Origin of the sequence: Burkholderia sp. DN3021 (assembly GCF_049805555.1) — a bacterium.
GTDB lineage: Bacteria > Pseudomonadota > Gammaproteobacteria > Burkholderiales > Burkholderiaceae > Burkholderia > Burkholderia pyrrocinia_C.
Genome location: NZ_JBNCAB010000034.1, coordinates 13,926 through 37,029 on the forward strand (window position 1 = coordinate 13,926; position 23,104 = coordinate 37,029).

Annotated in this window: 28 protein-coding genes; all 28 read right to left on the bottom strand. The window is 62.1% G+C overall.

Annotated features, from left to right (window positions below; all coding sequences use genetic code 11):
• Positions 1–7 precede the first annotated feature (7 nt).
• Entirely contained in the window at positions 8–1,462 is a 1,455-nt protein-coding gene (locus ACPUER_RS18080) for a conjugal transfer protein TraH (protein WP_425131758.1), read from the bottom strand.
• Complete coding sequence (locus ACPUER_RS18085) at positions 1,455–2,597, bottom strand: phage Gp37/Gp68 family protein (RefSeq protein WP_425131759.1); 1,143 nt, start codon at positions 2,595–2,597, stop codon at positions 1,455–1,457. Before ACPUER_RS18085 ends, ACPUER_RS18080 begins: the two co-directional genes overlap by 8 nt.
• Complete coding sequence (locus tag ACPUER_RS18090) at positions 2,594–3,037, bottom strand: HNH endonuclease (RefSeq protein ID WP_425131760.1); 444 nt, start codon at positions 3,035–3,037, stop codon at positions 2,594–2,596. Before ACPUER_RS18090 ends, ACPUER_RS18085 begins: the two co-directional genes overlap by 4 nt.
• Positions 3,034–3,564 (bottom strand): hypothetical protein, encoded by a 531-nt coding sequence (locus ACPUER_RS18095; protein WP_425131761.1) that lies wholly within the window; start codon positions 3,562–3,564, stop codon positions 3,034–3,036. The genes ACPUER_RS18090 and ACPUER_RS18095 overlap by 4 nt, the downstream gene beginning before the upstream one ends.
• 52 nt (positions 3,565–3,616) lie before the next feature.
• Positions 3,617–4,078, bottom strand: coding sequence for a hypothetical protein (locus tag ACPUER_RS18100; protein ID WP_425131762.1), 462 nt, complete (start codon positions 4,076–4,078; stop codon positions 3,617–3,619).
• A gap of 187 nt (positions 4,079–4,265) precedes the next feature.
• Entirely contained in the window at positions 4,266–5,093 is an 828-nt protein-coding gene (locus tag ACPUER_RS18105; RefSeq protein WP_425131763.1) for a conjugal transfer protein TraF, read from the bottom strand.
• Positions 5,094–5,097: 4 nt separating this feature from the next.
• Positions 5,098–5,445: a hypothetical protein gene (locus ACPUER_RS18110; protein ID WP_425131764.1), complete on the bottom strand. Its 348-nt coding sequence runs from the start codon at positions 5,443–5,445 to the stop codon at positions 5,098–5,100.
• Positions 5,446–5,483: 38 nt separating this feature from the next.
• Positions 5,484–5,792 carry a hypothetical protein gene (locus ACPUER_RS18115; protein WP_425131765.1) on the bottom strand — a complete coding sequence of 103 codons (309 nt, stop codon included), beginning with the start codon at positions 5,790–5,792 and terminating at the stop codon, positions 5,484–5,486.
• A gap of 246 nt (positions 5,793–6,038) precedes the next feature.
• A complete protein-coding gene (locus tag ACPUER_RS18120; protein ID WP_425131766.1) occupies positions 6,039–6,464 on the bottom strand; it encodes a hypothetical protein in 426 nt (141 codons plus the stop codon).
• Between the two features lie 2 nt (positions 6,465–6,466).
• Entirely contained in the window at positions 6,467–7,711 is a 1,245-nt protein-coding gene (locus ACPUER_RS18125; RefSeq protein WP_425131767.1) for a conjugal transfer protein TraN, read from the bottom strand.
• Positions 7,712–7,718: 7 nt separating this feature from the next.
• Complete coding sequence (locus ACPUER_RS18130) at positions 7,719–8,777, bottom strand: hypothetical protein (RefSeq protein ID WP_425131768.1); 1,059 nt, start codon at positions 8,775–8,777, stop codon at positions 7,719–7,721.
• Between the two features lie 64 nt (positions 8,778–8,841).
• On the bottom strand, positions 8,842–9,543 hold the full coding sequence (trbC, locus tag ACPUER_RS18135) for a type-F conjugative transfer system pilin assembly protein TrbC (protein ID WP_425131769.1): 702 nt from the start codon (positions 9,541–9,543) through the stop codon (positions 8,842–8,844).
• Positions 9,540–10,550 carry a conjugal transfer pilus assembly protein TraU gene (gene traU, locus ACPUER_RS18140; protein ID WP_425131770.1) on the bottom strand — a complete coding sequence of 337 codons (1,011 nt, stop codon included), beginning with the start codon at positions 10,548–10,550 and terminating at the stop codon, positions 9,540–9,542. The genes trbC and traU overlap by 4 nt, the downstream gene beginning before the upstream one ends.
• The gene (traW, locus tag ACPUER_RS18145) at positions 10,547–11,185 is read right to left on the bottom strand and encodes a type-F conjugative transfer system protein TraW (protein ID WP_425131771.1); all 639 of its coding nucleotides are present in this window, start codon (positions 11,183–11,185) and stop codon (positions 10,547–10,549) included. Before traW ends, traU begins: the two co-directional genes overlap by 4 nt.
• Complete coding sequence (gene lepB, locus ACPUER_RS18150; protein ID WP_425131772.1) at positions 11,172–11,702, bottom strand: signal peptidase I; 531 nt, start codon at positions 11,700–11,702, stop codon at positions 11,172–11,174. Before lepB ends, traW begins: the two co-directional genes overlap by 14 nt.
• 17 nt (positions 11,703–11,719) lie before the next feature.
• Complete coding sequence (locus ACPUER_RS18155) at positions 11,720–11,938, bottom strand: hypothetical protein (RefSeq protein WP_425131773.1); 219 nt, start codon at positions 11,936–11,938, stop codon at positions 11,720–11,722.
• Positions 11,931–12,728 carry a FadR/GntR family transcriptional regulator gene (locus ACPUER_RS18160; protein ID WP_425131774.1) on the bottom strand — a complete coding sequence of 266 codons (798 nt, stop codon included), beginning with the start codon at positions 12,726–12,728 and terminating at the stop codon, positions 11,931–11,933. Before ACPUER_RS18160 ends, ACPUER_RS18155 begins: the two co-directional genes overlap by 8 nt.
• A 13-nt stretch (positions 12,729–12,741) precedes the next feature.
• Positions 12,742–13,314, bottom strand: coding sequence for a phospholipase D family protein (locus ACPUER_RS18165; protein WP_425131775.1), 573 nt, complete (start codon positions 13,312–13,314; stop codon positions 12,742–12,744).
• A gap of 31 nt (positions 13,315–13,345) precedes the next feature.
• Entirely contained in the window at positions 13,346–13,705 is a 360-nt protein-coding gene (locus tag ACPUER_RS18170) for a hypothetical protein (RefSeq protein ID WP_425131776.1), read from the bottom strand.
• Positions 13,702–14,454, bottom strand: a complete 753-nt coding sequence (locus tag ACPUER_RS18175; RefSeq protein ID WP_425131777.1) for a hypothetical protein — start codon at positions 14,452–14,454, stop codon at positions 13,702–13,704. The genes ACPUER_RS18170 and ACPUER_RS18175 overlap by 4 nt, the downstream gene beginning before the upstream one ends.
• A 634-nt stretch (positions 14,455–15,088) precedes the next feature.
• Positions 15,089–15,853, bottom strand: a complete 765-nt coding sequence (locus tag ACPUER_RS18180; RefSeq protein WP_425131778.1) for a hypothetical protein — start codon at positions 15,851–15,853, stop codon at positions 15,089–15,091.
• Complete coding sequence (locus ACPUER_RS18185; protein ID WP_425131779.1) at positions 15,850–16,365, bottom strand: hypothetical protein; 516 nt, start codon at positions 16,363–16,365, stop codon at positions 15,850–15,852. Before ACPUER_RS18185 ends, ACPUER_RS18180 begins: the two co-directional genes overlap by 4 nt.
• Positions 16,362–18,968 carry a type IV secretion system protein TraC gene (gene traC / locus ACPUER_RS18190; protein ID WP_425131780.1) on the bottom strand — a complete coding sequence of 869 codons (2,607 nt, stop codon included), beginning with the start codon at positions 18,966–18,968 and terminating at the stop codon, positions 16,362–16,364. The genes ACPUER_RS18185 and traC overlap by 4 nt, the downstream gene beginning before the upstream one ends.
• 2 nt (positions 18,969–18,970) lie before the next feature.
• Entirely contained in the window at positions 18,971–19,621 is a 651-nt protein-coding gene (gene traV, locus ACPUER_RS18195; RefSeq protein WP_425131781.1) for a type IV conjugative transfer system lipoprotein TraV, read from the bottom strand.
• Positions 19,618–20,412 (bottom strand): DsbC family protein, encoded by a 795-nt coding sequence (locus tag ACPUER_RS18200; protein ID WP_425131782.1) that lies wholly within the window; start codon positions 20,410–20,412, stop codon positions 19,618–19,620. The genes traV and ACPUER_RS18200 overlap by 4 nt, the downstream gene beginning before the upstream one ends.
• On the bottom strand, positions 20,405–21,838 hold the full coding sequence (locus tag ACPUER_RS18205; RefSeq protein ID WP_425131783.1) for a TraB/VirB10 family protein: 1,434 nt from the start codon (positions 21,836–21,838) through the stop codon (positions 20,405–20,407). Before ACPUER_RS18205 ends, ACPUER_RS18200 begins: the two co-directional genes overlap by 8 nt.
• The gene (locus tag ACPUER_RS18210) at positions 21,831–22,574 is read right to left on the bottom strand and encodes a TraK domain-containing protein (protein WP_425131784.1); all 744 of its coding nucleotides are present in this window, start codon (positions 22,572–22,574) and stop codon (positions 21,831–21,833) included. Before ACPUER_RS18210 ends, ACPUER_RS18205 begins: the two co-directional genes overlap by 8 nt.
• Entirely contained in the window at positions 22,513–23,103 is a 591-nt protein-coding gene (locus ACPUER_RS18215) for a TraE/TraK family type IV conjugative transfer system protein (protein WP_105833908.1), read from the bottom strand. Before ACPUER_RS18215 ends, ACPUER_RS18210 begins: the two co-directional genes overlap by 62 nt.
• Position 23,104 lies beyond the last annotated feature (1 nt).

Below are 23,104 nucleotides of genomic sequence, written 5' to 3' on the forward strand. Positions count from 1 at the left end.
CGATCCTTTAGTTCAGGCTCTTGCCGAACGCCAGCGACGAACGCAATGTTTCGGACAGGTTCGAATCGACCGCACGCTGCATCGCCTGCAGCTCAGTCGTGAGCGAATGCGTGCTGACGGTCCGGGTGTACGCCTGCATCAGCGCTTCGTGCGCCGTGTTGCGAATACGCTCGAGTTGAGGCTTCAGGTCATTCAAGGCCTGCGTTTGCGATGCGTCAGCAAGTGCTGCGTACTTGCCGATAGCCTCCTGCAGATCCTTCGTGCACCGCCGGATGTAGGTTTCAGCGTACTTCGCGGCGATCAGATCGATATAGACCCCCATCGTGCTGTCCGCAATTTCGGTGTTGTTGTAGCGCGTACCGGCCGCGAGCATCGCGTAGATGGGAAGGTCCGTCGTGTTCAGGAAGGCGACCACCTGGCTCACGTCGCTATGAGGCGAGCGTGCCGCGATGTGGTCAACGATGTCGTTCATCTTGGCGAGAACCATCGAACGGAAACTGCGAGTCGACAGATTGTCGCTGTACGGGTTCAAGCAGCCATCGGCGGCCGTGGTGTCGCACCGCCAGATTGGTAAGTTGATCGTGTCGCCGTCGACGCCATTACCGATCAGTGTCGCGACATCAATGTCGGTCGGCATCAGCGGCTTGGGGGCTTGAGCGTTGCTGTCAGTCGGGAAGATCATGCTGCCGACCAGCGACATCAGTACCATGCGTTCCTCGTCGGTCATCCCGTCGACCTTCTTGAGCGCCTTCCATACGACGTTGCCAGTCGGCAAAACATCCTTCGCCGCAGGGTTGTCCTGCTTGACCTGGTTGATAACGTTGTCGGCTTTGTTCTCGTCGTTCATCACGTTGGTCCACGCGTCCGTGATGTTCTCGAAAATGTTCGAATCCACCCCGAAATTCTTCGCGGCGTCTTGCCGGCCGCGCGTCCACGAGTCGGGGACTGCCGCGTTCACCAGTCCCTTCGCCGTCTCGCACGAATCCATGTTCAGCCGGTTGATCTGCTGCGCGGTGGCCGCCAGTGCCTGCATGACGTTGTCGCAGGTAGGACACAGGTTTTGAATCGCAAGCTTGAAACCGTAACCGAGCGCATTGGAGCCGATGTTCCGCAGCATTGCGACGAACTGCTCCTTGTTGATGAACGAAAAGCCGCCCATAAACAGGTCGATCCCGCCGCACCCGGCATTCCATGACGGAGGGGTCAGGGAGCTCAGCTGGTACGTACGCTTGGGCATACGCATAAACAGCGAACCGCCCGAGTACATGTTGAGCGTCTGGCCCTGCAGCGCAGCCGGACTGGTATAGTTCCCTTGGGCGTTCACGGTGTCGAACAGCTGCTGCATCGACATTGCGGCCGCCGGCTGTGTATACGCGAGGCAAGCGATCGATGCGCCCGCCAACAGCACCTGCAGGCCGCGCAGAGTCCGCCGAACCAGGGGAAAAGCGAGAAGCTTAGGCATGTTGGCCTCCGTCATGCGAGACGATTCGAGATTGCGGGACCGGCCGGCCAGACTGGCGCTCGGCCGGCCCGGTTGTCGAACGTTCGCCTGGAAAGGCGTGGTGAATCGCGCCGTCGAGCGTGCGGCCCGCCAGTTTTTTACCGATGCTGATGACGCGCTCGTCACCCGGGCGAAACGCCCGTTCGTCCTTCCCGTCGTGGAACGCACCGTCGAGAGAAACCCAGCCGTCGGCGCGGGCGGCATCGAGCTGCTCGTTGGTTGCATCCGAGCCCGGCCGCCATTGGCCCCATTGTTTGAACAAGAACGGTACGTCGGCTCCGGCGCACTGGTCTCGCAACGCGCGAATCCACATCGGATGTGTCGGCCGTGCGCGCGGGCCACTCTCACCACCGACAAACACCGCGTCGACAGTGGCAGGCATGTCGAAGTGGTTCGTAAAGCCGCCCTTCGGGGCCCCGAGGGCGGCCGAGCGTGCGCCCGCCATATAAGGCGCCTGATTCCAGTAGCCGCCGCGCAACACGTCGACACGGTGGCCATCGGTATTCGGCCAGGCAACCGATTCGAGATCGATCAGGCCGAGCTGCGGCTCGATCGAAAGAAAATGCACTCGCGCCGGCACGACGAGCAACTTCCATATGTCTCGGTCGGCCTCAGGTTGGTTGACGATCGTCGCGCCGACCCAGACGTTCCCCCACGGCATTTCATCCCAGGTATTGAGCCCATGTGACAACTCGTCGACGACGTCGTTGAGCATCATGCGTGCGTTGCCGATCCTCTTCGTAAGCAACAACCAGTCGAGATTCGGTGTGCAAGCGATCAGCTCGAAGAGGTCACGGCGCCATGCAGGATCCACGGCGTTGTCAAAAACGTCCGCGAGCGATGCACAGAACACTCGTTGGCGTCTGCCGTGCTTAGCGAAAAATTCAGCGTGCCGAGCGTTCCAGCGCTTCGGATTGTTCCAGGTGGACTCGGCCGTGCGATGGCGCGGGTTGCCCGCGCCCCAAACAACGCGGAGTGCCGTGCTGGCGCGCTCACGTTCGGCGTAGCAGTGGTCGCAGCCGGGCGAGACCTTCGTGCAACCAATCCATGAATTGAACGTGTGGTCACACCAGGCGATATTGCTGTTTTCGCTCACGAAATGCTCTCCTGGTTCGCAAAAGGAATAGCCCGTGAGGCCTGCGCCGACACTCGTTCGAAGTAGAAGACGATCGGCGCCGCGGTCTCTACGACCAACCCGAAGCGACGCGCGTGCCGATAGGTCGGGTAGTTCTTGTTGAGCACGTCGAGCGTGCGGCTAAGCTTCTCGCGCCATGCCTCGAGATCCATTGCATGCTTGTCGATGTTGCAGGGCGCACAGGAAGGCATGAAGTTTTCGACGACATCGAACTCGGGCCGGGTCGGCGGTCCCGACCTCCAGCGGCAACCGCGGTCCGTCTCCACGAGCTTTAAGTCGCGTCGCACCGGTTCAAAATGGTCTGCGTGCCAGCGCTCGGACAACGACAGACCGCAATATGCGCACCGCCCGTCGTACTTGCCGCGCAATTGCTCGCGCTGCGCTTTGGTGAGGCGGCTCATCCCGTCACCTTCACAGTCGGCTCGCCGTGGTGCCAGAGGAATGCGCAATAGGCGGCAACGTCGCGCGGATCGCCCTTAGCGACATGGCGCAACAGTTGTTCGCGGCACTCGTCCATCCAGTCGGGCGCCGCCCACGAGTCCGCGTAACCGTATTTGTGCTCGGCCTGCGCAAGCTTCGTTGCCAGTGCGATGCTGAAGCGGCACACGAGGTCCGCCGTACGCGGATGAAGATTTCGCGAGATCGGATCCAAATCGCCGACGGACGTCGCTGGCAATTCGATGGCTGCGCCATCGGCACGACCGGCCGGATCGAGAAAACTCGCACCTTCGTCCGGATACTCCTCATCCCATGCGTACAGGCCGGCACCCGATTGTCCCGCCGCACCGAACTGAACGGTCACGACACTCGATTCTTCGTCGGCCACTGCGAGCAGCTGCAGTATCTGTGCGCGGTTGAGCCGGATGGCGGGCCGCGCACGATCAGTATTTGCGTCAACGGTCGGCACGGTGGCTTGTTCGGTGATCATAGGTACCTCGTTGGAAGGTTTGACCCGGGCTGGTCCCGGTGCGCACATACAATTACGGAATCGGGCCGTACTCGACGCCCCGCGCCATGTCGATCAGGAACGATGTCATCGTCGCGACGTTGGGCTGGCTGCAAAGCGCGCCATCAACGCCGTACGGGTTTGTGAACCAGACAACGTCAAGCTCCTTCTCGTACACGACGAAGTGGCCACAAATCTCGTCTGGTTCGCCGGCTAACAACTTCGCGACAAGTTCGTCGGGAGTCGGTAGACCCAATGCTTTCCAATCCCCGCTCTCGATCAATGCATTAACCCGCCTTCGCTCTTCTTCTCGCTCGTACTCGCGTTTGATGTCCCGCTCGTGCCGTTCAGTCCTGGCGCGCAGCTCTTCGAGCACGAGCGCAGCGTGATTCTCGAAGGCGTCCTGAAGCATCGGCACGTCAATCAGTAGCTGTGAACATGGAGCATGCGGAAAAGCCTCGGCCGCTTCCCGCGCGAGTCGCTCGGCACTTTTCATCGCCGCTCGGTAGCGTGGAGCGTCCTCTTCGTCTCCAGTCAGGTGGGGGTGGAGACAAGTAGCCAGCGCCCATTGACACCGCGCGGCCAATGCGAGCGAGAAGGGATCGCCTATCGATCCATCCGGGTCGTTCACCGAACTACGAAGTACCGCCGCAACGAAATGATCGCTACACATGGGCGCCTCGTTAGAACGTCTGACCGGGTTGCGTGCCGGTGAGCACGAAAAGTCGGTTGACGATTTCGGATACGGACATCGCACCGAAGCCGATCGCGGCGTGGTCGCCCGTCTGCTTCGACCCGATGAAGAGCGCCGGCACGCGCTCGACGCCCCATGCGACGGCTTGCGCACGACCGTCGGCCGGATGCCGGAACTCGTCGATGCCGCGCCCGTCGACCGAAACGCCGAGCACGTCGATCCCGTATTTGTCGGCGAGCATCTTCACGGCCGGGGCCATCGCGTGGCAGTACGGGCAATCAGAACGGAAGAAGAAGATCAGCCCATGATCCTTGGCTAGCGCGCGCAGCTGCGTCTCCTGATCCTGGTCGCGCTGCGTGTCGAACACTTTGATCGCCGCGTTGTTGGCGGGGCGGGTCAGGGTGTAGTCGAGCGCGGGATCCTGCCAAACCACGCGACGCCACGCATCGGCGAAGGTCGAACCCTTCTGCTGGGTGACCTGCCAAAGCTGCAGGTAGTCGCGGATGTGGTCGTCGGTGGGCTCCATCGTCGCGAGGTCAAGCCGGCGAGCGAGCTCCTTGCGCATCTGCTCAGCCGTCCGGATGTCCGGAATCTCGATGCGTTGGGGGGCAGCGCTCGGCGCAGACGCGGCGCCTAGCGCAGGTGACTGCGCCTGGTCCGTGTCGTCGCAGTACCAGTTCGTGCGCGGGGCGTACGGACTCACGTCACCGGCACGGCAACTCCAGATCGATGGGTAGTCGAGCGGGTTGTCGGTGGCGTGAACAGGACCGGACAGGGCGAGCGCCGAAGCAATGAGAATGGAAAGGTTGGAGCGCATGGAGTTACTCCGGATCGCCGGGCGGGCTACCGTCGGCGCAGATGTTCATGTGCATGGTCAGGACAGCGTCGTCGCGGCCGTTCGGCGTGATGGCACCCGCCTGCGTCCAAACGAATTGCACGCGCTTGCAGTCGGCTTGCGGCAGATCCTTCTCGACGCTGGTCGCGACCTTCAGCGCCCCCGTCGCCTGGAACTGCCAACGAAACTGTTCGGCGATCGGGCCCGTAACGATCCCCGGTGCATGCCCGTAACGAATCGTGTCAGCAATCAGCACCCGCGTGTCGTCGTAGACCTGCCCATCGACCTGCGCACGGGCGGGCGCGATCGGCACGCTGGCCAGCAGCGCGGACATGCAGAGCGCACCGACAGGATTTCGGAGGACGCGCGAAGTCATGCGGTTGCTCCGATCGCGGCTGGTGGCTGCGCAGTGTCGCGCCACACCGGATTGAGGAGAGCAGCCTCCCGGTCGACAACCTCGGCAATCGCGTCGGCGACGTCGTCGGCGCCGAAGTAGTGCGCGGTGACCGCCAGCGACGTGCCGCACTGAATGACCGAGGCACACGCCTGTTGCGGGGTGACTTCGCCCGAAGCGACGCGGGCCGCCTCGATGACTGCAATGCGATGCACGTGCCGGATCAGCATCGTGAGCGCGAGCTGGGCGTCAGGATGCCGGGCGGTCGAAATTGTGGATTGGCTCACGTTGGTCTCCCGTTGGAAGCGAGGTTGGCGGCCGACAGGTCGTCGATCGGAACATTGACGGTCCGGTCACCGGCATCCCAGCCTGCCGCGTGCTCTGGACAAGCGCCGCACACCCCCAGACCGGCTGGGTAGTCGACTCGCAGCCAGAAACAGGGACTGTCGTGCGCGTCATCCCAACACGCATTGAAGTCGTCGCAACCGCACCCCACGCAAATCGCCCGATTGAGCAGACGCGCGGTACGCACCTTAGATTGCATCGCTGGTCTCCTTTGCCGGGGCCGGTGCTGACGCTACTGCCCGCTCGAGTCGGGCCCGCAGATGGGTGAGCGACCGGACGAGCGGCGCTTTGTCGAGTCGCTTTCCCGTCGCTCGTGTCGCGATCAGTTCGAGCTGCTGATCGATCGTCCGGATGGCTGCCCGAACGACATCACCGAGTGCGCCGTCGTCGGCCGGCGCCAGATCCTGGGCGGCCGTCAGCCTCGCGCGTTCGCGAGCACACGCGTCGAGCGTCGCGCGTAGCGGCTCCAGCGACGCCTGCGCGACGGCCGCCAGCGCGAAGCGCACGCCGTTGGTCCACGCGTCGACTTCCCGGATGAGCGGCATGCTGGACGTGCGGTCGTTGTGCGGCAGGAATTCGTGTAAGCGTGCGAATGCATGATCGTGTTCCGCCATGTTCAGTCTCCGTTTCCGTAGTAGTTCTTCACCTTGTCGTTGACGGTCTGCTCGACGTTGCCGGTGATGCCGCCCTGGTCGGGGTTCTTTGGCGCAACCGACGCAATAAATTCCGAGAAGTCGATCCGCGAGAAGTCGAGCTGGGTGAGCTGGTCAGCGCTGAACCCGCCGCACTGGTCCATCGCCATGCCGAGCTGCGCGCGACCCTGACGGTTGATCAGCTTCGCGAGGATCGAGTTGAAGCAGCAGTGGTCCTGCTCGCGCTCGAGGCACACGCCGAGGACTTTTTTCGTGCAACGCGTACCCGTCTGCACACACAGGTTCTGGCCGCGCTTGAGCGACAGGGTTTGTTCGGCCGTATTGCACTTCAGCCACATCTGAGCCAGCTGAATGGCGACAGACAGGGCAAAAGTCGACGGGTCGAAGCCGACAAACGTGAAGCCCGAAGAAAACGAAAAACTGAATGTGAAGCCGTACATGCCAAAGGTTGGCGTAAATCCGCCACCGGTGAACAGTGACGTCACGCTGTTCGCGGCACCAATACCTTTGCTCATCAGCGTGCTGTCGATGTTCTGGTACAGCGCGTCGTACATATAGTGCGAACCGGCCGCCAGAGCTTTACCGGTCCCGACCGCAAGCATCGCGTAGTTGACGAACCTCTGGCCGCCATCGTTCGACGAGCAGCAATTCGACAGCGTGGCACCGCCGACGCCCTTGATGCTGCAGGTTTCGTGGTAGCCCTTGAAGATCTCGACAGCCTTCGAGCTGACGCCATATACACCGGCCTCGCGCGCTGCTTCGAGCATCGCGACGGCTTTCCCGAAATCCTTGTCCTGTGGAGCGCTGGTGTCGAAACAGCCCACGCCGTTCTGGCAAAACGCACCCTTGTCGCACACGGTCTGATTCACGATCTGATCCGGTGTTGTCTTGCAGAGAAACGTGTTCTCCTGCGTAATGCACGATCCATCGCTGGCTCTGGACAAGCATCGCGTGCCGACTTGCCCGCAGCCACGATCGCGCAGCGCCTGGCAGTCGCTCGACGTGTCGGACGACCGACACTGGTAGGTGGCGGTGTAGCGCCAGCAATCTCGGGTCACGTCGACGCCGGAGATGTTCTTGGTCGACGGTCCGTCGACGCACACCTCGCTGACCTTCTGGCACGTTGGGTCAGCGTGCGCAACGCCTCCGGCGCCGAGGCAAGCCATTGTGAAAAGAAGTGAAATCCGAAGGAAATTTCGTGTCGACATGGGGCACCTACTGCGAACGGGAGTCGAGGTACAAGCACTGGTTGTCCCAGTGGTCCGTGATCGACGTCTTCTGGATTACACCGGTTGCCCAGCCGTCGTTCTTAGCCTGCAGGACAGGGACGAGCGGGCAGTTGTCGTTCATGTCGCAGACGTTCATCAACTCGGTCCATTCCCAATAGATGTGATACGCACATCGATCGGAGTCCGGCTGACAGCCGGTGGAATCCTTGAGGATGTATACCGGCACGTTGCGAATCGCGTACGACCAGTCTGGATGCGTCATCACGAGCAGGTAGCCAAGGCCCCCGCCGACGATCTGGGTCCATGACGACGCTGGAATGCTGCCAACATCCTTCGGCACCTGGACGGTTGCATTGCGAACCGTACCGCCGCGAATGCCGAACGCATCTGCCGTCATCTCGATGTAGGAGTGGGTTTGCGCAGCGGGATCGCACTTCGCGAAGATCTTGACGTGGTCGACGGCGTTACGCGGCAGGTCGAGCGCCTGGAACAACTCGGCCGGCTGGCAACTCATCTGCACGTCGACCGAAAGAACCTTCTGGCAGGATTGGTCGCGGAGAGTCTGGGTCTCGCTGCAGGTCTCGGTCGTGGTCTTTCCCGGGATCTTGGTCTGCTCGATGTGACATTGCTGCGTGTCACTACCTTGTGCGGCACCGGGATTCGCGATCAGATTCTTCGACCCGGTCATTAGCGGATCCTTGTTCTTGTCGATCTTGAATTTCTGGCGCTCACCAGGGTTGCGCGTCATGAAATTCACCGCGTCGCATTCCTGCTGATCGAATGCCGAGCCAGCTTTGTAAGACTGGCAGGTGATCTGTTTCTGAGAGCCTGCAGCTCCGACCGCACCCATGCCGTTGCCGAAATCGGCCGACTCGGGCGCGTTCGCGTTGTAGAAGGGCAGATTCTGCTGACCGGTCGTAGAGTTGATCGCACCGGCGGCCGCGTTCTTGCCATGGCCTGCGAAGTCTTTCCCTGCCTGAAATGCGGCCTCTGGCGTCGATTGCGCGAATGCGACGGACGCAACCAGGCTCACGAGCCCGAACATCGCTCGCTGAACGTGGATGCTGGTCCTATGTCGGGACTGGAGTCGGGCAAAATTGGTCAACATTTCAGTGTTCCCCCAGGCCTGCAAGCATCCGATCAGCCAACGGCTGATACTCCGGCGACCGGCGTCCGATCTCCCGAAGCGCATACGGCACCGTCACGTCGCCAATCACGCCCGCGAAATTCGCCGGTAATGAACACCCTTCGGCATCGAGATCGAGGGCGCGATCCGCTTTGACGAGCACGATCGCCGGGACGGCCGTGATGCGGTACTGTTTGAACGCGTTCGGATTGACTTGCACGGCAGACGCGTCGACACCAAGCGCCTGGATAGCAGTGGCAGTTGTCTTCAGCGACCCATCCTTGAAACCGCGCAGCACGACAGCGCCGCCGGCGCGGCCGACATCGCGCACGAGACGTTTGAGGGACTCCGCGGGCATCGAGAGGCTGGCGAAGGCCAGCAGTTCTTCCTGCTTGCGCGATTGCACACGCGCTGCGTAGCGCTGCGCGACCGCCAGCGGATCAACCTGCGCGCGTGGTGGTGTCGGAATAGCGGGGAACGCATTCCCCGCAGCCGAACGTACGAGGTTCGGATCGGCGAACATCGGCTTGCGCTCACGATCGATGCGGGCACGTTCGACCGAGATTTGCGCGTCGGACGGCATCGTGGTGAGAGTGCCGGCGGCCGCGGCCGCCATCGCAGTGCTCAAACCGATGGTCGCGAGCAGAAGGCGCTTCACGGGCGGGGCGATGATGGACTGGATCACGGAAGAACTCCCAGGCAGCAATTCTTTTTGCGGAACACCATGTAGGCGAAGTCTTCGCCCTTGTACGGATAGCTCTTGCCGGCACCCCAGATTGCAGTGGTACGCCCATACGGCTGGCAGCAACGGCCGTTCGTTTTGGCCGTTTCGGGAATCGGATACAGCATCTGGTACTTGTATTGGGTTTTGTCCATCACCGGCATCGGGTAGCTGCCGCACAGGCCGCTGCCGCCCATCGTTCCCCACAGGAGCCCTTCGCGATGTAGCTTCGCCGTCATCCGTTGTACGAGCAACGAGCTCGCCTGCACATGAGAGATGTGCGCTTGCACGTGACCGTTGAACGGATAGATCGAACCGTTGCACCCTGCACACCAGAACAAAGCGTTGCTGCCGAAACCTGCGGTTGACAGCACGCAGTCACCAGCGCAGGCCGCCTGCGCAATTGGGTTTCCGAACAGGAACGTCTCCGGGTTCAGCAGCATCGTCAGTTCGTCGTCGTTCCAGGTCGGATCGATTTCGGTGAGGTAGGCGACATCGAAGTTGCCGGTCTCGAGGCACGCGAAGTCGAGCAGCACTTCGAGCCAGAACAGGATCGGGTCGGGATACCAGTGCACCTGGTAACTGGATTGCTTCGTCAGATCCTGCTGCATCCGGATCTCGCCTTCCGGCGCACGAATACCCGGATCGATCTTTATCCCGCCGAGAGAAACAAAGCAGTACGGCACGCGTGTTACGTCGACACGACGCACCGGTTCCCAGAATCCGATCTTTATGCCGACTACGGGACCGCACGCACAAAGCAGGCCGGCGGGGTTGTCGCCGTCCTCTTGGCCGGCGGTGATAATCGGGGTGCCGCCCAGCGAGATCGGGAAGATGCAGCTCCAGCAGATGTCCGTGATCGGATTGGCGAATTTGCCATTGCAGTTCGACGACACGGCGGCCAGCACGGGTCCGCTCGTGAGCAGCAACGCCGCAACGAAACCAATAAGAGTCGCGAGGCAGCGCATCATTGCAGCTCCTTTGCGGGAATGACGGACAGTTCGAGTTGCTTGCCTCGCTGCCGAATCACAGCCGGAACAACCGTAATGCCGAAGCGTTCCGTCAGCACACCGCGCTGATCGAAATAAACCTGCTTCTTGAACTGCTTCGTCAGGTCTAACCACGAACCAGCGATTAAGATCGGTTTCACGCGTGCGTCTGCGTGCGCCATCATTCGCTCGACACCTGCGGCCTGTTCGGGGTCGCGGCCATCAAAAAACACGAGCGTCTCTGTGAACGGCATCAGGTCCAGCGGATTGAGCTTCGTGCCCGCGGGGACGACAACGTGGCCGTCGTCGGTCATCACCGGCTTGCCGTAGGTGACGGTCGGGTCGATCAGGCGCTGGCTGCGTTCAGTTGCGGTACGGATTCCGTCGACCGGCGCCGGGTGTTGAGCGCTGTCGAGCGATCGACCGGTTGCCGCTTCCTGCAAGCGCGTCAGTTCGCCAGTACGCTCCTTTGCGCGCAGCGTCGCCATGATCTGGGCGACTGCGTCCGGCTCCGCAATAGGGTAGGTCGGACCGATTGCGCCCAGCATCCCGGCGTGGGTTACGCCAATCGTGCCGGCAAGCATGAATGCGGCAACTGCCGCCTTAGAAAATTTCATACGCCCTCCCGATGATCGCGGGCTGCGGAATGTTCCCGGTCAGCGCGTACCGTGAATCCAGGCTGTTCGGATTCGGTGTCGCCACAAAGTAGCGCCCGTTCGGAATCACACCCGGCGGTGCGGGCGTCAGCGGCACGCCGGCGAAGGTGACGGACTTCGCACGTCCGATCGGCGTCTCGTTGACGAAGTAAACGCCGTTGCGAATCGTCACGGTGTCGCCGGCGACACCCGCGACGCGCTTGATGAAGATCACCCCGCGCGGGTAGGTAGCACCGCCTTGCCAACGAAACGCGACGAGATCGCCGCGCTTAACGGGCTCACCGATATGCGTGATGTAGAGGGTTCCGGGCAGGCTATGCGTCAGGTTGATCGAGTAGTCGAACCACGGGTTGATGGACCAGCATGCAAAGCCGCCCAGGCCGAGGGTGCCGGCAGTCGCGACGACCGCGAGGCGAATCGCGCAATACCGGCGAGAGCGCGCTGGCCAGAGGTTGGAATCGGTGTGTGCAGTCGTCATCGTGTGTCTCCCTTCGATCACGACCAGTGCCTGGCACTACGGGCGATGATGATCGCGACGATGCCGTACACCATGCACCCCAGCGCGCCGTCCATTCCAGCAACAACAAGCGTCACTGCGGCGAATCCAATGCCCAGGCACCCGATGAGTAACCAAAAAAGGGCGATCGGGGTCCAGCGCGGGTGGACGCGCTGGACTCTGGCGCCATCAGTCAAAGTACGCGTCGATTCACGCATGACCGCTCCTGGTGCCTGACAAGTCCCACGTATTGACCCGTTCCATGGCGTCGAATGCGGCCCTGGCATCCCGATCGCGGAACGCTGCCGCAAGCATCGAAAGCGCCTGACGCTCGCCCTCGGCAATGTCGACCATTGCGGATCCGTCGGTCGGTTCGGAATCGCGCCGAACTTCCGCAAAGCACGTCATCTGCTGCAGGAGCTGATTGCGGCTCGCAGCCAGAACCGCGACGTGCAGCGTCTCCCTGGATTTCTCGTAGTCGGCGCGGCTGATCGGCGCCAGACGGCGATAGCAGGCGGCCAAGATCCGCTCGCGAGTTGCGTCATCTGAGAAGGCGGCCGCTTCAGCCGCAGCAAGCGGTTCGACCAGTTGGCGCACGGCTGCCAGATCTCGTTGGAACACCGAGCCCGCTCTACCTTGCCGGCGCCATTTGACTACTTCGCGATCAATCACGCGCCACTGACGAGCGTCAACGATCCGTGTGCCCGATTTCGGGCGGACCTCTACCATGTTGCGCGCGAGCAGTCGGCTGATCGCCTCACGCAGCACCGTCCGGCTGACACCGAACTCTGCTGCCAGGACATCCTGCGGCGGCAGCAGCTGGTCCGGATAGCTGCGCGTCACGATAGTGCCGGCGAGCAGATCTAGGCTCAATTCCACGCGCGAACGCGTGAGCTCGGGAAAGGCAGTCGATACATGCCGATCGCCGTGGGTCGCGGGAGCAGCTGCATCAGCTGTCTCGTCGACAGGCAACGGTGCCAACAGGGAATGGAGGGCTTCGCTGTTCAAATCTGCACCTCGCTTAATAGGCAAGCGTGTAGTCGACGCCTTGGCTCCAGCGCGACTGCCAGTGGTTGAGATAGCTCCGTGCCAAGTCAGGGCAGCCGGTCAAAAGCAGTGCGTTCTCGCTGTTGCGCCGTGCAGCAGCAGCGCTGAAATTGAATGAGCCGGTCTCGACGGCGGCTCCGTCGACGACGATAAATTTGTCGTGGTGAATCGCGTAGGCCGAAATCGTTCGAGTCGGGATGCCGGCCTGGACGAGCACGTTAAGTGCTGCCTGCTGCGTCCGTTTCGAGCTTTCCTTAGCGTCCGCCAGCACCGCGACGTCGATGCCCCGGTGCTTAGCTCCGACGAGCGCTCGTGCAATGGCCGGAGACGTGAACGTGTAAGCAGCGAGCCGAACTGACTGTCGCGCTCGCTCGATCGAAGTCAGCACCAGTTGCTCGGCGGTCCCCTCCGGCGAATAGCCGACGTCGACAGCGCAGGTCACCGCAGCACCCACGGGCGACGCTGCGCATGCAGCAATAGCGATCGCTACCGCCGCGAGAATGCGATTCAAAGAGGGCGGACGATGCGGAATGCCGGTAGTGTTCATGTCTCTATCCTTTTTGCGTCAGCGCCGTCGCTCAAAAGCACCGATGCCGAAACAGGTTCCTTGGCGCGATCACACGCGCCCACCATTGCGTCAAGTCGAAGAAGAAAAAGCCAGCTGCGATCCCGACTGCCAATGCAACGATCGCGAGCACGAGGAAATAGCTCACCCCGATCGCTGGCGAACGTTTGAAAATCGAGACGCCGATCGACACCGCGGCGTACAGCTGCACCGATGTGAGCAGGAGAAGGACGAAAGTCAGTCCCGACGGACACATGTCGACATCAGCCGGCGGCGCAATGGACAGTGCCGCCCCGATCATGGTCAACAAGTAGCTGCACTCTGCGAGCAACCCAAGGGCGAAATTGCCGGTGAACCGATTCTTCTCGGTCACTTCACGCCTCCCGATTGATGCGAGGCAGGTGGGGCGTTTGGCACGGGTGGTGGGGTGCTGGCTGGACTTGCCACAGCATCCGATGCCGCTACAGCACGTCCAGCCGCTGCTGCAGCTGCTTCGTCCGCCATGGTCCGCGCCTTCGCACCTGCCTTTCCGGAAGCACGGTCGCTCCAGGACTGCATATTCGCGCGCGGCGAGGTCGCGTATAGCTCCTTGAGTGTCGACGTATAGTCGGACGCTGTGTCCACAACGGCCAGAAGCATCAACGCGGCGGCCTCTTCGAACGGCACGCGCGACGCGTCCACATTTGCACGAACGACCCATCCACCCGACGTGGCATCGCGCTCGACAACAAAATTGAATTTCGTGTCGCTCAGTGCGAGATACTCACGCTTGTAGTAGATCCATTGCGGTGTACCATCTCGGCGATACCATCTCTTGTCATCAATCTCGATGAGCCGCTGAGCGGGATTTTTGAGCTGCTTCGCAATATCGGGATCGCGCACGTCAAGGAGCACATCGCACAACATGCCGGTCGGTGCGAAATAGCAGTTCAGCGATTGGATCTCCTTCGGCAACGCATATGCCGTGTCCCCCGCGTGGCCACGAAGCGCTGCAGTCAGCGGCTCATTACGCGGCAACGCGCTAGCGTCACCCCGGTAGTCGCTGCATGCAGCGAGCAGGGTGACGACGGCCAAGCCGGCGACCACACCCCGGAATCGAAAGACGGGCTTCGATGCATTCATGGACGGCCTCCGGCGCTCGCTGGTGCGGATCCTGCAGCAGTCGATGCCCCCCGATCACTGCCGCCACGATCACCGTGATTCGCCCACGTGTCGCGCAAACTTTGAGGGTCGCTCGTGGGATGGGCTCTGAGGTATTCATCAACTGCCGCAAAGGCTTTGTTCGCTAGATGCTCCGCGTCCTCAAACGACACGCGCGCCAGGTCAGCGTGAACTCGGACACGGAGGACTGCAGGATTCGGTTGCTCAATGACAAGCCGAAATTTCGAGTCGTGCAGAGTCTCAGCATCGAACTGCCATTCCGGGCCTGATCTCATCCAAGACGGGGCGAGATAGCTACGAACCTCGAACATTGACGTTTCCTTGCCAGACTGTTCGTCCATCATCGCGACATCGCATGCCAGACTATCGAGCGGCCACCCAGTGTCGACGTAGCAGTCGATTCGGGCGACTTGCGGCGACAGTGTCGCTTTGCTAAGCCGGTCCGTTAGGAGCTGATTGAAAACCGGCTCAGGTGCCGACGTCCGGTAGTCCTGACTGCATGCCGCCAAAGTGAACGCTGCGAAAACGCACGCCCCAGCAATTCGAACACCCCGGCTTACGTTCGGTGCCGCCATGGCCAACTCGACGTTCTTTTTCATTTGTGTGCGTCTCCCGTGTTTTGCGATGCCTGAGGGGTAGAGGTTTGCGACACCGTGACGTCGATCTGGTACTCGCTACCGTCACTCTTGGGCATCAGTCGTTTGATTCCGTCAACAGCCTTCAGTGGATCGCGCGTCCATGTTGTGAGCGTGAGCGCGGTCGTTCCGTCATCGGGAAGAGTCGATACGGTCGTAGTCAGTACGGCCTTCGGCCGGATGACGTTGGCAGACGAGCTGGAGGCCGCCGGATCGGCGGTCGCGACGAGAGGTGTGGAAGGGCGGGGCTCGGTCGACGGGCCGATAATGGAATCGACATACGATGCAACCACCGGCGCAATCCAGAAATGCGTGGCAGCCGCAGCGGCCACAATCGCCGCGGTTCCGCCGGCAACCCACCACAGTGGGACGCCGGACCCCAACCAGGATGCGTCGCCAGCGGCGGTTGGATTGCCTGCCTCGCTTCGATCGGGGAAGTCGGCCAGGCGGAGATGCACGAGGAGGAAGTCGCCGGCCCGCACGAGCAATTGATCGCGCACCGCCTGGTCGGGGTCCGTACGCACGAGTGTGAACAGTGTCTCGAGCTCGTCATAGTCACCTGAGTGGTAACGAGACTTGAGACCAATCCGCTCTCTCAGTTTGTCGAGCGTGTGCGCGGCATACGGATCCGGTTGAGCGAACAGATCGCGCAACCGGTGATCGAAGACCTTGCGATCGACACCGACGAGCGGGAAATCCTCCGGATAATCGACGACGACGTTCATTTCCGTGCTCCCGTCGGCAGATCCAGTTTGAACTGCGTGCGCAGCGTGTCGGTATAGTCGACAACTGCCTCGGTGTTCAGGATCGCGGCTTTGTTGACCAGCACGCAGCGGCAGGTCCGGCCAAGCGCTTCCACAGCGATGGACAGCTCGCGCGCAAACCGCGCGGTGTCGTCGACAGCAGCCTGGGCATCGCTTGCGCTCGGCACGGCTTGCGCGCCGTGGCTCGCGCGAAATGCTGCAAGCTCACGCGCCTGCGCTGCCTCGACGAGCTTCTGCAGGTCGATGGTCGCGACGGGCGCCGCGCGATGCGCTGAGGTCGTGTACAGCAGAGGGCCGATCACGGCGAGCGTCACCAGCGACGACGCGAGAATCGGCGCGACATGGTGCATCCAGTCCCGCCGCGCAGGGCCCGGTGTAACCGGCGCTGCGGCTGGCGCCGGGTCGGCATCAGGAGATGATTGACTTGCGGGCAACGTCGGCTCTTGCCGCGCGGCACTCGGCTCGATCGTCATGCTGCAGCCCTCTGGAGACGGCGTTCGAGCATGATCTCGAGTGCCTGGAAGTGGTTGTAGCCTTGCTTGAGCAGGCGATTTCGCTCCTCGACGTCTTCGCCGGTGGACGTGGCCACCAAAAACGCGAACGGGTCCGGGATGTGCCGCACCAGCATCTGGCCGTCAGGCGAGTCGATGATCATTTCCGCGAACTGCTCGTCCTCTTTCTGCAGGGACCGAATCATCTTCTCGACGGCGGGTGTGAAGCTGGCGAGACCATCCTTGATCAGGTTGTCGAGCTTTTGCTTGTCCTGGCGAAGAATGAATTTCCAGTCAGCATTGTTGTATGCCGCCTTCGACGCGTCGTTCTTGTAGGCGTCCTCGATGGACTGTGTTCCCAGACCGAAAATGCCCTTGTACTTTCTCGCTCGGCGATAGCCCTCCTCGATGAAGAGCGCGGTCTCGCGATCGTCCCCCAGGAGCTGCCACGCTTCGTCGACTATGCAAAGCTTGGGGAGGTTGCGTGGCGACATATACATGTCGTGTGCGATCTTGCTCGTCAGTGCGAACAGCACGACGCGGCGCAGCTCGGGCGCATTCTTCAGCTCCTCGAGCTCAAGACAGGTTAGGTCGTTGTCGAACGAGATGTTCGCCTCGCCGTTGAAGAAGCGACCATATACGCCGCCCTCACAGAATGGGCGCAGCTGCCGGCCGAGCTCGTAAGCGATCCGCTCGATCTCACCCTTTTCGTTCTTGATCTCGGTCTGGAGATATTGGGAGATCAGCGTCGGGTTGGATGCACGGTTGTGCCGGCCCCACACGACGGTAATAGCCTCCTCGATGAACGCGTATTGCAGCGCATTGAGCGGCGCCTCCGGGGACGCCATCCGACCGATTAGCGGCTTGAGCATCCGGAGTTCTTGTTCGAACGTGTTTTCCTCATCGACGCCGACCCACGAGAACGGGTTGATGCAGATTTTGGAGTTCAACGTGAAGCGGATGAACGCGCCGTCCAGCATGTTTACGAAGTTCTCGTAGCCGGCACCGACGTCGATGATCGCGCAGCGCGCGCCGACGCTTCGATAGCCGAATGCCACTTCGTTGAGCATCACGGTTTTGCCGGCGCCAGACACGCCCGAGGCAAACAGGTTGTAATTGCCTTGGCGGTTACGGTAGAAATCGACCGGCGTTATCGTCCCTCGCCGGCCGTAGAACAACATGATCGGGTTGCCGTTTCCATTCCACTCACCGAGTACAGGCGACATGTCGACCGCATTGACGGTGGTTTTCTGGCTCATCAGCCGGTTGCGCTTCAGGTCGCCGCGCGCGCCCTTCGTCAACGTCATCGGCATGCTTGCGTACAGCGCTTGCAGATTCATCATGCGAAGCGGCACGATCCGAAAACCGACGTTGTCCCAAAGGTTGATCGCGGTCTGGCTGTACCGGTTGATCTGCTGCCGCGGGGCGAACAGGATCAGCGTGTGATAGAGCTCACACATCTGCCCGCCCGCATCGAGTTGGACCTGCACCATCTTCCAGTCGCGGCTCTGCGCGGACAGACTGGGCTGAAACTTGGCCATCTTCGATTCGGCGTTCTGCTGCGCGCGAGCCGTGCGGACCTGGACACGGCTGTCGACGACGTTCCGATCGAGCGTAAATATGCCGCCGCAGATCAGGTACGGGCACGGATACTGGAGTTGCGTGTCGGTGAACGAGCCAACGATGCCCGTCATCTCCCACAGATGCTTGCTTCTCGGATAGCGCTGTACACCAAACGCCCGAACGGCCACGCGTGTATCCTGCTCATCGTCCGCGGGCGGCACACCGAACAGGATCTCGGTGGTACGAACGCGCGCACGGTGCCCGAACGCCGTGATCTGTTCCTTGATCGGCCGCGTCGGGTCGTAGCGCAGGTCCGGCATCGGTTCGCCGTTGAACAGGAACTCGGGATTGAAGATCGGGAACAGGAAGGCGATCAGATCGTCGGCGTCCATTTGCCGCGCCGGCAGCTTTCCCGCCCGGAGGGACGACATGAGCGTCGACTTCAGATCGGCCATCTCGCTCACAAGCGTGTGATCCCGATGCGATCCCGAGCGCGTGACGGAGAACACCAGTCGTGTTTGCTTCACAAGGAACGGCGCCGACTCCCACAGCGACCGCCCCTGCATCGAACGGATGTAGTCCGTCCGCCGGCGGGCGATCTCCAGGAACATCGGATCGACCTTGCCGGCCTCGACCGCTTCGTGGCGGAGATCCTCGTAGTGCTCGAGAACCGCATCGACGCGAGTCGAACCGAACAGACACCACTGCACGCCGGTGCCCGGAGGTATCGGCGTAAAGAGCGTGGTCAGCTGGCTGACCATGTCCTCGTCCGCTCCGGTCTGCGAAACCACCGAGAAGCAGAACGCTACGGCGTTGTCGTTGTAGAAAAGCCCGGTGGCATCGTCGTATTGGTCGTACTTCAGGATTTGATGGAGGCCGGCCGGTGACATCCCTTCACGAGAGTTCAGCGTGGTCTCGATGTCGTCGTGCACGGGCGTTTCACCCAGCACCGCGTCGCGCCAGAAAGTCTGCGCGGCCTCGCGGGCCTGCCGGAGCCATGATCGGTCGAAGATCTGTGCCATGGTCAGCGCCCCACGGCCGATGCGTCCGGCATCCGTACGCCGGCAGCGAACTGCTTGAGCTTGTCGCCAGCCATCGCGGCCTGGCGCATCGCTTCATCGGCCAGACCCGACGTGCCGGCGCTCGGCGCGGGCGAGCCGGAATCGAGCGGCGGTACCGGCGCGGCGGCAGCGGGCGCGGGAACGCCCGCACCGGCAGCGTCGCGCACGGCGATGCCGGGGGCCGGCCGGTACAGGTCGCGAATCCGGCGCTGGTTGTGCGCGATCAGCCACTGGCCGTTGTCGATCACGAGATACGCGTACGACTGGTCGTAGAGGTCGCCATCGCCATCCTCCCAGGGCGCGAACCAAAGCCGGAGTTCGCGCGGTGCGCTGCGGATCGGTGAGCCCGAGAAAAGCGGGCGCGACAGGACTGCGCTGCCAGGTGCCGGCGTCTTGGTCGTGGCCGCAAGCGACGGACCGTGGCTGATCTGTTGGCCCGGAAGGTTGTTCGCTTGTATGTTCGCGTACACACCGGACATTGATGCGCATGCGACGCCGTCCGGGGCCTTGCAGGAGAATTTGCTGGAGGCGTCCAGCCCGGAGAATGAACATCCGGCGAGCACGACGGCGATCGCCCCGATCAGTGCCGTGGAGCGAGACGGGATCCGGTTCATTTCAGCGCTCCCTGCGGTTGGGCCGAGGTGCTCGCGGCGGCGGTACTCGTTCCGGCGTCGAGCCACGCGTTGAGCTGCGCCGCCGACACCGCGCCGGGCAGCATGCGGCCGTCTTCGGCGATGATGGTCGGTGTGCCCGTGATACCCAATCGGGAGCCGAGCACGATGTTGTCGTTGATCGGGTGATGGCAGGAGACCAGCGGCGGCAGCCGGTTTTCCGTCATCCATTCCTTCCACGCCTTCGCTGGGTCGGGCGAGCACTGGATCCGGATGGACTTGGTCATCGCGTCCGGGTGACGCGATTCGAGGGGGTAGAGGAACGTGTAGATCGTCACGTTGTCGACCATCGCCAGCTGCTGCTCGAGTTGGTGGCAGTACGGGCAATCGGGATCCGAGAACACCGCGAGCACACGCTGCCCGTCGCCGTGGACGGTCCTGATTGCATGGTTCAGGACCGCGGCCGGAAAGCGGGTCTTGTATCCCTGCGCCTTGCGCTGCTCGGTAATGTCGACCTGGTCCTGCATGTCGTACAGATGGCCGAACAGGAAGTAACGCCCAGTGCTGTCGGTGTACGCGACGTTCTCACCCATCGACACCTCGTACAGGTCTGGCAGCGGTGCGGGTTTGATATCGCGGAACGGGGTCTTCGGGTAAGTCGCCGTCAGATGATCGGCGACCTGCTGAGCGGCCGCCGTACCGTCGTCGGCTCGGACGGCGGAGGCGTAGGGCAGGGTGATGGCGAGCGCGGCGACGAGCAGCCGGACGCGAACGCGCAAAGGGCAGTTATTCATCTCGGGTTCTCCGATTGCGATTTCGGGAGCGGTCCAGCGTCGAACGCGTTTCGAACAGGGCGGCGGTTGCGGCATCGACGTACACGCCCTTCGTGATCGAGACTTCGATCGTTCGAGTCGCGTCCGTTTCGATGACGGGGAAGAGCTTGTCGGCGGCCTTCAGGTAGTACTGCGCGAGCATCTGGCCAGCAGTGCCAACGCCGCCGCCGATCGCGGCTCGGCCAACCTGGCTGCCGTCGACGGTTTGTGTGACACCGCCGCCACCGAAGGACGTAACCGTTGCGGACTGCTGAAATGCCTGGCCGATGCCGCCGAGCGTGCCCGATAGAATGGCGTTCGCGAGCAGTTGGCCCTGCTTGGTGACTAGGCGACCACGGACGCCTTCCTTGCCGTCCTCGCCGATGAGCTTGCCCTTGATGTCGATCTCGATTGCGCGGCCGCCGAGAATGCACGACAAGATTTGCGTGCGGCCCATCATGCGTTCAGCCGACAGATCGCCCCATGCGCTCGAGACGATTCGGCAGCCCGTCACGTCGAGCCGTTTTCCGTTCGGAAGGTTTGCCGGCTTGATCGCTTGCAGGTCGACGGATAGCGGATCGCTTTGTGCCTGCCCACCGGTGGGCGCGTCGACACCGTTGAGCATCGCGACCGGGATGAATGAGCCGGCCGGCAACAAGTTGACGTCACCTTTTCCGCCGACGCCACCAACTGCTGCGCCGTCCGGCGACGTCGTCATCTTGTAACGCCGTGCGCGCGCATCGACAGGAAAACCCTGTACCTCAAGCTTGCCGCCGGCACCGCCCGTCGCACCACTGCCGCCACCGGCATCCGCGTTATCGTCGAAGTCGATAATCTCGAGTTCATTCGAGGCCGGCATGCTCTCGCCGATCGGAGTATTCAGCGCCGTGCTATCGCCGGGCGGCGTCAGGACGCGCTTGCCGCCCAGGCCGCGACCAGTCGTGCCAACCGGCAACGGCTTGTTCAATGTCGTCGTCGACGTTGCCGGTGTGGAGGATGCCGACGTCGCAGCTGACGCAGCTGCAGCAGCTGACGCGGCGGCCGCTGCGCTCGCTGCTGCAGTGGCCTCGGCCGCTTTCTGGCCAGCGACGTCCGACGCCACTTTGTCGATAGCGGCCTTGCTGTTAACCTGGTCAGCCGCGATGCGCTGGATCTGTTGCTGAATGTCGAGCAGCTTTGCATCCGACTGCCCGCGCCAAGCGTCGCGGTCGCTGATCGAGCCGGGAGGTTGAATCGCTTCAACGACAGGCTTCGGCTTCGCGGTCGTCGGGGTGTCACCGCTGAGAAACAGGCCGACGCCTGTCGCTGCGAGGATCACAACCATCGCGACGATCATCATCACGCGCTGGCGCGATTTGATGCGATCGTTCGTGCCCGCCACTGCGGACGAATCGTCTCGGTCACTCATCGCGGGCCCGCTCCCTAACAATATAGACGCGCGTGCTATCGCCCGGCGCGAGCGTTTGTTGCTCGACTGCGACCACAACGACACCAGGGCGATACAGCTCTTGTTCGGCGATCACCATGTCAGTGCCGGACACGTTCGTAAGCGTGTATTGCTCACCGACGAACGCGTCCTCAACGAACTTCGTCTGAAAGGTCAGCCTGGCCTCTTTCCACAGCGGCACGTCCTGATTCACGGGGACGGCAGACGCTATCGGATCGGCAACGGGATCGCCCTGCGCGGCAGCCATCTCATAGACCAGATCCTTGATGGCGCTCTGATAGGCCGACGAGGTGGCGGCCGTGCGTGCTCCGGAACTTCGGGCCGGGCCGTTACCACTGGACGGCACAATGATGTTTGCGGACGGCACACGACGAGGCTGCAACAGCAACTGGTACGTCGCGCCCTGTTCGTCGATCACGAAGAGGGTCTCGGTGCCCATCGCGTCGCCGTTGGCGAACGCGAAGTAGAAGACCCCGTTCTTCCTGTCCTTGGCGTACGTCAACGCCCCCTTGTGCGCCGGGACGACCTGCTTGATCGCTCGCCCCGCAATCTCGAGGCGGTTCTGCTCAGTGGCCGAGACGGTGTATTCCCTCGGATCACTCGTTGTGGGGGGCGCGGCCATCGCGGGCAGAACGTTAGCGGCTGCCGTTGGGAACAACGTTGCCGCGGCTATCCACTTGCGCAAGTTGCTGAACATAGGTCTGTCCTGTCAGGGTGATGTTGAAGGCGACGAGAAGAATCCGATCCTCTTCGCCGACAAGCTTGTCGCCGATGTAGGTCTTGTACGTGCCGGTGGTGGTGACGCGGTTGTTCGGCCGATCGATGCTTTTGGTTCGCATCACGAAGATCGTAGTGATGCGCTCGCGCTTGATCCGGATTGCTGCCGCGTCGAGCATCGTCTTCATGGCCGGGTACGATGCCGGATCGGTCATCTTGAGAATGACCGCGTTGTTGTGGTCGACGGTCTCGGGAGTCGTGGTCGCCTGGAGGTTCAGGACATAGTCGGACATGTCGCTGAGGTAGTCGCCGTTCGCGGTACCGGATCCGATCACGTAGGCGTGGCGGATCTCCGGCGGAACGAGCCGGGTAGGGTCGCGCAGTACGAGAAACATCACGAGGATGAGAAGCAGAACGATGGCGCTGTCGCTGAAGACGAGGCAGAGCTTGAGGAACTTCACTTGCCCGCGCAGGTCGGCACGTTCATTCTCGGCGAGGTCGGGTTTCATG

Coding starts and splice junctions, on each gene's coding strand:
- ACPUER_RS18185 (WP_425131779.1), bottom strand. CDS start 16,365: ATGACGATCGAGCCGAGTGCCGCGCGGCAAGAGCCGACGTTGCCCGCA.
- traU (WP_425131770.1), bottom strand. CDS start 10,550: ATGATGCGCTGCCTCGCGACTCTTATTGGTTTCGTTGCGGCGTTGCTG.
- traW (WP_425131771.1), bottom strand. CDS start 11,185: ATGAAATTTTCTAAGGCGGCAGTTGCCGCATTCATGCTTGCCGGCACG.
- ACPUER_RS18095 (WP_425131761.1), bottom strand. CDS start 3,564: ATGATCACCGAACAAGCCACCGTGCCGACCGTTGACGCAAATACTGAT.
- ACPUER_RS18165 (WP_425131775.1), bottom strand. CDS start 13,314: ATGAACACTACCGGCATTCCGCATCGTCCGCCCTCTTTGAATCGCATT.
- ACPUER_RS18110 (WP_425131764.1), bottom strand. CDS start 5,445: ATGTCCGCGCTGCTGGCCAGCGTGCCGATCGCGCCCGCCCGTGCGCAG.
- ACPUER_RS18205 (WP_425131783.1), bottom strand. CDS start 21,838: ATGAGTGACCGAGACGATTCGTCCGCAGTGGCGGGCACGAACGATCGC.
- ACPUER_RS18200 (WP_425131782.1), bottom strand. CDS start 20,412: ATGAATAACTGCCCTTTGCGCGTTCGCGTCCGGCTGCTCGTCGCCGCG.
- ACPUER_RS18180 (WP_425131778.1), bottom strand. CDS start 15,853: ATGAACGTCGTCGTCGATTATCCGGAGGATTTCCCGCTCGTCGGTGTC.
- ACPUER_RS18090 (WP_425131760.1), bottom strand. CDS start 3,037: ATGAGCCGCCTCACCAAAGCGCAGCGCGAGCAATTGCGCGGCAAGTAC.
- traV (WP_425131781.1), bottom strand. CDS start 19,621: ATGAACCGGATCCCGTCTCGCTCCACGGCACTGATCGGGGCGATCGCC.
- ACPUER_RS18210 (WP_425131784.1), bottom strand. CDS start 22,574: ATGTTCAGCAACTTGCGCAAGTGGATAGCCGCGGCAACGTTGTTCCCA.
- ACPUER_RS18080 (WP_425131758.1), bottom strand. CDS start 1,462: ATGCCTAAGCTTCTCGCTTTTCCCCTGGTTCGGCGGACTCTGCGCGGC.
- ACPUER_RS18215 (WP_105833908.1), bottom strand. CDS start 23,103: ATGAAACCCGACCTCGCCGAGAATGAACGTGCCGACCTGCGCGGGCAA.
- lepB (WP_425131772.1), bottom strand. CDS start 11,702: ATGACGACTGCACACACCGATTCCAACCTCTGGCCAGCGCGCTCTCGC.
- ACPUER_RS18130 (WP_425131768.1), bottom strand. CDS start 8,777: ATGTTCGGGCTCGTGAGCCTGGTTGCGTCCGTCGCATTCGCGCAATCG.
- traC (WP_425131780.1), bottom strand. CDS start 18,968: ATGGCACAGATCTTCGACCGATCATGGCTCCGGCAGGCCCGCGAGGCC.
- ACPUER_RS18155 (WP_425131773.1), bottom strand. CDS start 11,938: ATGCGTGAATCGACGCGTACTTTGACTGATGGCGCCAGAGTCCAGCGC.
- ACPUER_RS18120 (WP_425131766.1), bottom strand. CDS start 6,464: ATGGCGGAACACGATCATGCATTCGCACGCTTACACGAATTCCTGCCG.
- ACPUER_RS18105 (WP_425131763.1), bottom strand. CDS start 5,093: ATGCGCTCCAACCTTTCCATTCTCATTGCTTCGGCGCTCGCCCTGTCC.
- ACPUER_RS18100 (WP_425131762.1), bottom strand. CDS start 4,078: ATGAAAAGTGCCGAGCGACTCGCGCGGGAAGCGGCCGAGGCTTTTCCG.
- ACPUER_RS18175 (WP_425131777.1), bottom strand. CDS start 14,454: ATGAATGCATCGAAGCCCGTCTTTCGATTCCGGGGTGTGGTCGCCGGC.
- ACPUER_RS18125 (WP_425131767.1), bottom strand. CDS start 7,711: ATGTCGACACGAAATTTCCTTCGGATTTCACTTCTTTTCACAATGGCT.